At 74.8% G+C, this 9,298-nt stretch carries 7 protein-coding genes; 5 read left to right on the plus strand and 2 right to left on the minus strand.

Annotated elements, in window-relative coordinates; translation table 11 throughout:
• Positions 1–1,867: NB-ARC domain-containing protein (locus KDL01_RS35460; protein ID WP_212533077.1), on the plus strand; the 1,867-nt coding region annotated here is incomplete at its 5' end.
• Between the two features lie 72 nt (positions 1,868–1,939).
• On the opposite strand, the gene KDL01_RS35465 is transcribed toward KDL01_RS35460, so the two are convergent.
• Positions 1,940–2,632, minus strand: coding sequence for an alpha/beta fold hydrolase (locus KDL01_RS35465; protein WP_212533078.1), 693 nt, complete (start codon positions 2,630–2,632; stop codon positions 1,940–1,942).
• Between the two features lie 158 nt (positions 2,633–2,790).
• Here KDL01_RS35465 and KDL01_RS35470 point away from each other — a divergent pair, with 158 nt between their 5' ends.
• The 3 genes from KDL01_RS35470 to KDL01_RS35480 all read left to right on the plus strand — a co-directional run bounded on the left by KDL01_RS35470 (position 2,791) and on the right by KDL01_RS35480 (position 5,844).
• Positions 2,791–4,332 carry an ATP-binding protein gene (locus KDL01_RS35470; protein WP_212533079.1) on the plus strand — a complete coding sequence of 514 codons (1,542 nt, stop codon included), beginning with the start codon at positions 2,791–2,793 and terminating at the stop codon, positions 4,330–4,332.
• Positions 4,319–5,395, plus strand: coding sequence for a helix-turn-helix transcriptional regulator (locus tag KDL01_RS45650; protein ID WP_212533080.1), 1,077 nt, complete (start codon positions 4,319–4,321; stop codon positions 5,393–5,395). The genes KDL01_RS35470 and KDL01_RS45650 overlap by 14 nt, the downstream gene beginning before the upstream one ends.
• 101 nt (positions 5,396–5,496) lie before the next feature.
• A complete protein-coding gene (locus KDL01_RS35480; protein WP_212533081.1) occupies positions 5,497–5,844 on the plus strand; it encodes a hypothetical protein in 348 nt (115 codons plus the stop codon).
• Between the two features lie 55 nt (positions 5,845–5,899).
• On the opposite strand, the gene KDL01_RS35485 is transcribed toward KDL01_RS35480, so the two are convergent.
• Entirely contained in the window at positions 5,900–8,581 is a 2,682-nt protein-coding gene (locus KDL01_RS35485; protein ID WP_212533082.1) for an NACHT domain-containing protein, read from the minus strand.
• A 157-nt stretch (positions 8,582–8,738) separates the two neighbouring features.
• Between KDL01_RS35485 and KDL01_RS35490 the strand changes: the two genes are divergently transcribed.
• Positions 8,739–9,298, plus strand: a 560-nt coding sequence (locus KDL01_RS35490) for a S1 family peptidase (RefSeq protein WP_212533083.1), incomplete at its 3' end; no start/stop codon positions are given.

Consider the following 9,298-nt stretch of genomic DNA (forward strand, 5'->3'; position numbering starts at 1 on the left):
GGGTAAGACGACGCTCGCGGTGGAGGCGGGGCGGAGGTTGGCCGAGGCCGACGGCCTGGGCCTGCTGTACCTGGATCTGCGCGGCATGGACCCCGACCCGCTCGATACCGGAACGGCGCTGTTGCGGCTGCTCAAGGCGCTCGGGGCCGGGGTGCGCGACATCCCGGACGACGTGGCCGGCCGCTCGGGGCAGTTGCGGGCGCTGTGGGAGGCGCGGCCGGCGGTCCTCGTGCTGGACAACGCGCGCGAGGAGGAGCAGGTGCGGCCGCTGCTGCCCGGTGCGGGGCGGGGGCTGGTGCTGGTGACCAGTCGCAGGCTGCTGACCGGGTTGGAGGGGGTCGAGCGGCTGCCGGTGCCGGTGTTCGAGCCCGCCGAGGCCCGCAGCCTGCTGAGTTCGATCATCGGCGGCGCGGACGGTCCGCGCGGGGAGGGGCTCGCGGATCTGGCCGGGCTGTGCGGCGGGCTGCCGCTGGCGCTGCGGATCATCGGGAACCGGCTGGCCACCCGGCCGGCCTGGACGGCGCGTCAGTTCGCGGACCGGCTGGCCGACTCCGAGCGTCGGCTGGAGGGGATCCACGCCGGGGACCTGCAGATCACCGCGGCGTTCAGTATGTCGTACGAGCAGCTCAGTCCGGCCGCGCAGCGGTTGTGCCGCCGGCTGGCGCTGGTGCCGGGGCCGGACTTCACGGCGGTGCTGGCGTGCGTGCTGACCGGGGCCTCGCTCTACGACACCGAGGATCTGCTGGACGAACTGCACGAGCTGGGGTTGCTGGCGCTCACGGGCGAGCACCGCTTCGGGTTCCACGACCTGATCCGGTTGTTCGCCGGGGAGCGTCTGGCGGCGGAGGAGGATGCGGCGCGGCGCACGGCGCTGACCCGGGCGCTGGCGGAGTGGCTGCTGGAGGTGACGGCGGCGGCCGCGGCCTGGTTCGATCCGGCGCACGGCGCGGCGCCGGCGGACTGGGGTCGGCCGGTGGAGCTGTCCTCGGCCGAGGCCGCGGAGGCGTGGCTGCGGGCGGAGTCGGACAACTGGTTCGGTGCGGTGCGTGTCGCGACCGAGCAGGGTTGGGACGGGATCGTGCTGGACACGGTGGACCGGCTGCACTGGTTCGCGAACCAGTGGTTGCTGTGGCCGCACTGGCATGAGCTGTTCACCCTTGCCGGTGTCGCGGCGCGGCGCGCGGGCGATCCCGCCGTGTGCGCGACGCAGCTGTACAACCTCTCGTGGGCCCAGGCGCAGCGCGGAGAGCTCGAGCAGGCGGCGGCGAGCGCGCTGGAGGCGGCGCGTATCGCCGAGCGGGCGGGCGCGGTCAGGCAGCACGCGTGGGCGCTGCACTACGCGGCACGTGCCGTGACGGCGGCCGACCCGGCGGCGGCGCTTGCCTACAACCAGCGGGCGGAGCGTTTGTTCGCGCAGGTCGAGGACTGGGTGGGGCACACGACCGTGCTGACGTCGATCGGGATCAGCTTCGCGGGGCTCGGCGCGCCGCGCGAGGCCGTGGCGGCACTCCGGGCGGCGCTGGACGAGGCGCGGCGGCCGCCGTCCGGCGCGGCCTGGCAGACGATCGCCGACGTGCTGGCGACCTCGGGCCACTACCACCTGGGCGCGACGTACGAGGCGATGGGGGAGTTCGATCCGGCGGAGGACGCGTTCCGGTTCGCCGCCGGAAACGCCGGGCGTATCGGTATGAGGCTTCATCAGGGGCGTGCCGAGGTCAGGCTTGGCCTGGTGCTGCAGCGGCGGGGCCTGCTCGAGCAGGCCGCGGCGACGCTGGAAGCGGCGCGGGCGCACTTCCTCGAGGTGGACGCGGCCGCCGAGGCCGGCGGGGTGGAGGAACTGCTCGCGCAGTGCCGCGCTCCCGCGTAGCGGCGGCGCGCCAGGGCCGCCGGGAGCGCGGACGCGTCCGGTCCCGGCGGCCCTGGCGCGGTTCGGCGGCGCTCAGCCCTGCGCGGCCTGCTTGATCAGGTCGGCGACGGCGGCCGGCCGGGAGACGTACACGGAGTGGCTGCCCGGGACCTCCACGCTCTTCGCGCCGATCCGTTCGGCCATCGCGCGCTGGGCGGGCGGGGGGATCATCCGGTCGTCGCCGGCCACGAGGTACCAGGACGGCTTGGCGCGCCAGGCGGGGCGCGAGACCTTGCCGTTGAGGGCCTCGAGGCCCCAGGGGACCTGGGAGTCGGCCATGAACTCGGCCTGTACGCGGGGCAGGTCGCCGGCGAAGGAGTCGGCGAAGGCGGCGCGGTCGAGGAACAGAAAGCCGTGGTCGGGCGGCAGGATCGGGGGCACCGGCGCGCCGGGCGGCGGGTCGGCGATGAGGGTGGCGACCGACTCGCCCTCGTCCGGCGCGAACGCGGTGATGTACACCAGGGCTTTGACTTTCTCGTGGGTGCCCGACTCGGTGATGACCGCGCCGCCGTAGGAGTGGCCGACCAGCACGACCGGTCCGGGCAGGGCGTCGATCACCTGACGGGTGGCGGCCGCGTCGCCGTCGAGGGAGAGGGTCGGGTTCTGCACGACGGCGACGGTGTAGCCGTCGGCCGTCAGCAGGTCGTAGACCCCCTGCCATCCGGAGCCGTCCACGAAGCCGCCGTGTACGAGCACGACGTTCCCGCGCTGTGAGCTCTCGATCATCATTCCTCCATTGATGTCCGGGCCTGATACGCCGGCCCTCGGGAGGAAGGCTAGGAGCGGGGGTGTGCGCGGCGCTCCCGTCAAGTGACGTAGTGCGCGGCTACTTTTTCACCCCGCCTTTCCTGGTGGGTCCGGTGCGCCGACGCTTGACTGTGGCCATGCCGACGAAGACCGCGGACACCGGATACGGTCCGCCCGCGCTGGACCTGGACGCGCCCCTGGTCGGGCGCGAGGCCGAGAGCGGGCGGCTGGCCGCGTTCGCCGCCGGCGCCGCCCGCGATGGCGGAACCCTGATGCTGCTGGGGGAGCCGGGAGTCGGGAAGTCGGCGCTGCTGGCCGGGACGGTCCGGGAAGCCCGGGCCGCCGGGACCCGGGTGCTGCAGGCCGCCGGGCTGCCCGCCCTCGCCGCGGTCTTCGGCATCGAGCGCGGCACGGCGGCGGGGGGCGAGGAGCTCGCCGACGCGGTGGTGCGGCGGGTCGCGCAGTCGGCCCGGGACGCGCCGGTGCTGCTGGTGCTCGACGACGCGCAGCGGTTCGGGCGGGCCGAGGAGCTCGTGCTGGGGCAGGTGGCACGGCGCCTGGCCGGCACCGGCGCGGGGATGGTGTGCGCGGCCAGGCCGGGCGCGGAGCGCTTCTGCGACTACGGCGGGCTCGCGCTGCAGGAGCTGGGCCCGCTCGGGCAGGGGGCGTCCGAGGAGCTGCTCGGGCGCCGGTTCCCGGACATGGCGCGGCGGGTTCGACGACGTCTGATGGCCGATGCCGAAGGCAATCCGCTCGCGCTGCTGGAGCTCGCGGCCGCGCTCACCGAACCCCAGCGGGCGGGGATGCGGGCGCTGCCGGCCCGCATCCCCTTGACCGAGCGCCTCCAGGCGGCGTTCGCCTCCCGGATCCCGGCCCTGCCCTCCGCCACCCGGCACCTGCTGCTCGTCGCGGCCCTGGAAGGCGGCGGCGAGCTGCGCGTCATCCGGCGGGCGGCGGCCGGGCGGTGCGGCCTGAAGCACCTGGCCCCCGCCGAACGCGCCGGGCTCGTCGCCGTCGACGACTCCACCGGACGGCTCGGCTTCCGCCACCCGCTGCTGCGCGCGGCCGTGGTGCACCTATCCACCAGCGACCAGCGCCGCGCCGCACACCGCGCGCTCGCGCACGCGTGGAGCACGGTGCCCGAACGCCGGGCCTGGCACCTCGCCCAGGCCGCCGTCGCCCCCGACGGGCCGATCGCCGACCGGCTCGAGCAGGCCGCGGACCTGGGCGCCGGGCGCGGCGACGGGCCGGGCGCGGTCGCGGCGCTGCTGCGCGCGGCCGACCTGAGCCCCTCAGGGCCCGAGCAGGCCCGGCGGCTGGCGAAAGCCGCGTACCTCGGCGCGAACCTGACCGGCGAGCTGCGCGAGGTGCCGCGGCTGCTCGACGACGCGCGCCGGGCCGCGCCGGACGGTGACTCGCTCGCCGTCACGGTGGCCGCCGCGCTGTACCTGCTGCACGGCCACGGGGAGATCGACTCGGCCCACCGGCTGCTCAGCCGGGTCATCGCCGCCCAACCCGTGCCGTACGACCCCGGGGACACCACCCTGGTGGCGGCGCTGGCGGTGCTGATGCCGGCGTGCTTCTACAGCGGCCGCCCGATCCGACTGGGCCCGCCTCGACGCCGCGATCGACGCGCTGCCCGGCACCCCGGATCCGCGGCAGATCGTGCGGATCGGTAGCGCGGCGGCCTACACCGACCGGCTCGGCGCACTGGAGGAACCGCTGCGGCGCACCGCCTACGGCTCACGGGCCGGACACAACGCCGTCCCCGCGATCCAGGCCCTGTTCCTGCTGGCCAACCACGCCTGGTTCGCCGGGCAGTGGGAGCTGCTGCGGCGCACGGCCGGGGACGGGCTGGAGCTGTGCGAGGAGCTGCGGTATCCGATGCCGTCCTGGCCCGGGAGGTTCCACCTCGGCTGCGTGGCCGCGGCCTGCGGCGACTACCCGGCCGCCCGCGCCCTGGCCGAGGAGATGGACCAGTGGGCGCGGCCGCGCCGCATCGAGACCGTACGCCATTACGCGGCGCACATCAGGACCATGATCGCGCTGGCGCAGGGCGACTTCGAGGCCGCCTACCGGCACGCCGAGGCGGTCTCGCCCGCCGGATCGCTCCCGGCGTTCACCCCGCACGCGCTGTGGATCGTGCTCGACCTGATCGAGGCGGCGGTGCGCACCGGCCGGCGCGCGCAGGCCCTGGAGCACGTCAGGGCGGTAAGGGAAGCCGGCCTGGATTCCCTCTCGCCCCGGTTGCACATGCTCGTGCTCGCCTGCGCCGGCCTCGCGGCCGAGGACGGGCGGGAAGCCGACGCGGCCTTCGGCGCCGCCCTGGCCGTGGCCGGAGCCGAACGCTGGCCGTTCGACCTGGCCCGGATCCGGCTGTACTACGGCGAACGGCTGCGGCGCGGAAAGGCCCCGGCCCGCGCAAGGCGCCACCTGGCCGCCGCCGCGGAGACCTTCGGCCGCCTCGGCGCCGCACCCTGGGCCCGGCGCGCCGCCCAGGAGTCGCGCGCCTGCGGCGCCCCGGCCCGGGGCACGGCCGGGCCCGGCACCGCGACGCTGACACCGCAGCAGTGGGCGATCGCGAGCCTCGCCGCCGCGGGCCTGACCAACAAGCAGATCGGCGAGCGCCTGTTCCTGTCCTCGCGGACCGTCTCCACCCACCTGTATCAGGTGTTTCCGAAACTGGGCGTCACCTCGCGCGCCGCTCTGCGCGACGCACTGACCCCGCTCGAGAGCCGGTGAGGCGCCCGGCATCCCGGCGGGGCGCGGCAGGGCGTAGGTTACGGAAGATCCGTCGCCTCCCTCCCGCGGAGGCGCCGAACGGACGGGAGCAGTGCACGACCATGGCTCAGGCGACGCTGGTGATCCGCCGCAGCAAGCACGTCGGCCGGGACATGTTCCGCGCCTACCAGTTCACCGTCGGCCGCACGGGCGCACCGCGGCAGACGCTCTCGCTCAGGAACGGCCGGGAGCAGACCATCGAGCTCCCGCCCGGCTCCTATCTCGTCCAGGCCAAGATCGCCTGGTGCCTGAGCCGCATAGGCCTGCTCGAACTCGCCGACGGCGACGTCGTGACCGTGACGCTCTCACCGAACCTGGACTACTCGGGAGTGCCGGTCAAGGGCTCCGACTTCGCCAACGACTACATACGTCTGACCGTGGAGCCGGGCGCCGCGTATTTCAGCGTGTAGCGGCTCCGCCCGCCTCATGGAGCTCCGTGGAACGCCGCAGAGCTCTGCAGGAGTCTCAGAACCGCAGGATGAGCAGGTCCCACAGGGCCCTGCCGAGGGTGTGGAAGCCGGCGGGGAGCAGCCTGTCGACGGCGAAGGCGATGATGACGAGCGGGGTGGCGAGGGCGACGGCGCGCAGGCCGAGGGTGACGTTGAGGTAGCGCGGGTAGCGGCGCCGGACGTAGACGTTCGCGAGGGTGTAGGCGAGCGCGCCGGACATCACGAGGTTCAGCAGGATCGCGGTGGTGAAGACGAACGCGATCCAGTTCACGGGGCCGGGGCGCGAGCCGCCGGAGCCGGCGTAGGCGAGGCCGAGCAGGAACGCCCCGGCGTACGGGTAGGCGAGGCCGCACGCGCTGAAGAAACCGCGCACGATCGCGCCCGTCCACGCGCGCGCGGTGGTCGGGTGCGGGTGCGGGGGCAGGCGGATGGGGTCGTTGCGCACGACCTCCTGGCCGCGCAGGTCTCCCTGCTTGGCCATCTCGCCGGCCGCGTCCCACTGCGAGGTGTCCTCGGGGTTCGAGGCGATGGTCCACAGCAGTTCCATGCCGAGGGGCGAGTGCGCCTTCACGAACGCCTGGGCGACGGAGAGCCCGGTGGCGCCCAGGGGGTGCTCGCCCACGGCGGCGGTGACGAGGTCGGCGGCGCGCGCGTCGCCGAGGGAGGCGAGGCCGACCAGGCAGCGGCGGCGTTCGGAGCGGGTGGCGCCGGGGGTGCGGTAGAGGGCGTCGAAGAGGTCTGCGGTACGCGGGTCGCCGCGGCGGGCGAGCTCCTCGATCGCGCTCAGGCGGCTGCTGCGGACGGTGCCCGGGTCGGCGGCGCGGCGCGCGAGGTCATCGGCCCGCACGTCACGGCCCACCGGTTCACCGCGGCTGCCGCGGCGCATCAGGGCGGAGAGCGGCCCGAACAGGTCGCCGGTGCGCAGCTGCCAGAGGTCTTCGAACTCCTCGGACTCGACCGGCGGCGCGATCGGCGCCGCGGGCACGGCGGATTCGCCGTCGGCCCCGGGGCCGCGCTGCTCGGGGATCTCGACGGCGTGGCTCAGGTCCTCGAGCGCGCCGCTGACGAACCGGCCGAGCATGTCCTTGATGATCTCCGCGCGGACGGTGTCCGGGCTGTAGGCCGTGAGCAGCGTGGAGGCGAGGAACGTGCGGCTCGCCGACTCACCGGCCTCTTCGATCAGGGCCCTGGCCAGTTCGGCGGCCCGCTCATCGCCCAGCAGGCCCAGGGCGTAGACCGCGTGCGAGCGCGTGGTGAGCTCGAGGCGGCGCTCGGCACGCCGGGCGACGGACCGTTTCGCGGTCAGGGCGAGCAGGCCGGCCGTGGCCTCGCGCACCACGGCGGGGTCGAGCGGGACGCCGTCGGTCGCGAGAGCGGCGATGAACTGGCAGGCCGCGAGGGTGCGGCGGGCGGCGAGCTCGCGCAGGCCGGCGGTGACGCGCTGGGCCATGTCGGGCCGGGCGGCCCAGGCGGCGAGGAGGAAGGAGCGGGGGGACCAGTCGCGGTCGGTCGGGCTCCAGGTGCGTTCGCGCGAGGGCCCGAACATGGCCGCGTACGCGGTGGCGCTCGCCGTGGGATCCGCGGCGGTCTCGATGGCGGCGCGGTACTCGGCGAAGGTCGGATGCGGGGGCTGATCCGCCACGGAATTGTGGGAGGCGAGGATGCGGGCGGCGGCGGTGTAGAGCTCGAATCTGCTCGCAGGCGCCGTGCTTACAGCGGTGGCTGTCGGCGCGTCAGGGGGCGTGGCGGTGTCGGGGTGGGTGTGGAGCAGGCAGGCGAGGGCGACGGCGAGGGGCGTGACGGGCTCGCCGCGGTGGCGGGCGGCGATCTCCCGGGCGTGCGCCACCGCGTCCGGGGCGCCGAGCGCGGTGAGCCAGCGGGTCGCGATGGTCTCGCGGCCCGCGTCGGAGGGCTCGAGCAGGTCATGGCGGCTGGCGTGCCACTCGGGGGACTGGGGCAGCTCGTCGTCGGGCAGCGGGCGCGTGGTGAGGATGAAGCGGTACAGCAGCGGATGCTCACGCGCGGCAGCGGTGACGTGTCTTAGGACATTGTCGCGTGCGCCTTTGTCGGTGATCTCGTTCACTGCGTCGATCAAGATATGCCAGCGTGCGCCGGGCAAAGGCGCGGTGGCGAAGAACTCTGCGTCCCATTGCGCGGCCGCGTCCGGGTCGGTGTATGCGGCCAGGCGGGCACGGACGGCCGCGGCGACGGCGGCCGCGAACGCAGCACTCCCGGACGCCGCGTCACCACCGTCACCCGCGTCGGCGGAGGCATCGGAGGCGCCGGCCGTGAGCGCGGCGGCGAGGTCGACGGCGTCGAGCAGGACGGGCACGGCGGGGCCGGTCGGCACTTCGGCGTCGAGGGCGTCGGTGAGGACGGCGCGCAGCAGCGTGGACTTGCCGGCGCCCGGCCCGGCGAGGATGACACAGTCCTCACGCAGCGCGAAGATTTCCGCGGCGGTGGCCGGGGCCTGCTCGCCCACCGGCCGCAGCGCGCCGCGCTTGGCCGGGTCGGCCGCGGTCTGCACGTGGCGGCGCAGACGGATGCCGGTCAGCGGCAGGTGCGCGGCCCCGGGGATCAGGCCGAGGTGGGTGGCCGCGTCCACGCGGCGCAGCGCCGCGTCGGCGTAGTAACGCAGAGCCTCGGGATGCGCGTACGACTCGGGTGCATCATGCGTCTCAGCATTCGCTATCGCCACCGGTGTCACTCCTTGAAAGCGGTGTCGCAGGCATCTTTTTCCGAAAGGGATCCCTATCCGGCTCGCGCGGAATCAGGTTATCGTTGGGCGTTCGTAAAGCTGAACAGGCCGTGTGGGCGGAACGTGGTGGCGTTCCTGAGTGCCGGGGAGACGACGCGTGCCGGATGTCCGGGTGCCTGGATTCCTCGGGCGGGTACTGGCCGACCACGACGACCCGGTGGGCACGTGCTTCCACGTCGCGCCCGGAGTCGTGGTCACCGCCTGCCACGTGCTCGCGGAGATCGACGCCGCGCAGCTGGACGCGCAGGTGCTGCTCGATCCGCTGGCCGGGGGCGCGCCGTTCCAGGCGAGCGTCGCCCGGCTCGACCCGCTCCACGACCTCGCCGTGCTGGTGGTGGCGCAGGAGCCCGGATTCGCCGAGGTCAGCGGGCCGCTGGCGGCGAGTGACGGGGTGGCGCTGCGCGAACCGGTGCGGGTGACGGGCCATCCGCTGGTATACGAGCCCGGACACGCCTACCGCTACCTCGACGCCCCCGGAACCTGGGCGGGCGGGAGCGTGCGGGACGGGGAGGTCGGCCTGGGCCGGCTGATCTCGGACCAGGTGCTCAAGGGGATGAGCGGCGCGCCGGTGCTGCGCGAGAGCGACGGCGCGGTCCTGGGCGTGGCCTCAGGACGCTACAACACCCCCGACGGATGGCTCGCGGGCACGGTGTGGGT

Source organism: Actinospica durhamensis (genome assembly GCF_018139695.1).
GTDB lineage: Bacteria > Actinomycetota > Actinomycetes > Streptomycetales > Catenulisporaceae > Actinospica > Actinospica durhamensis.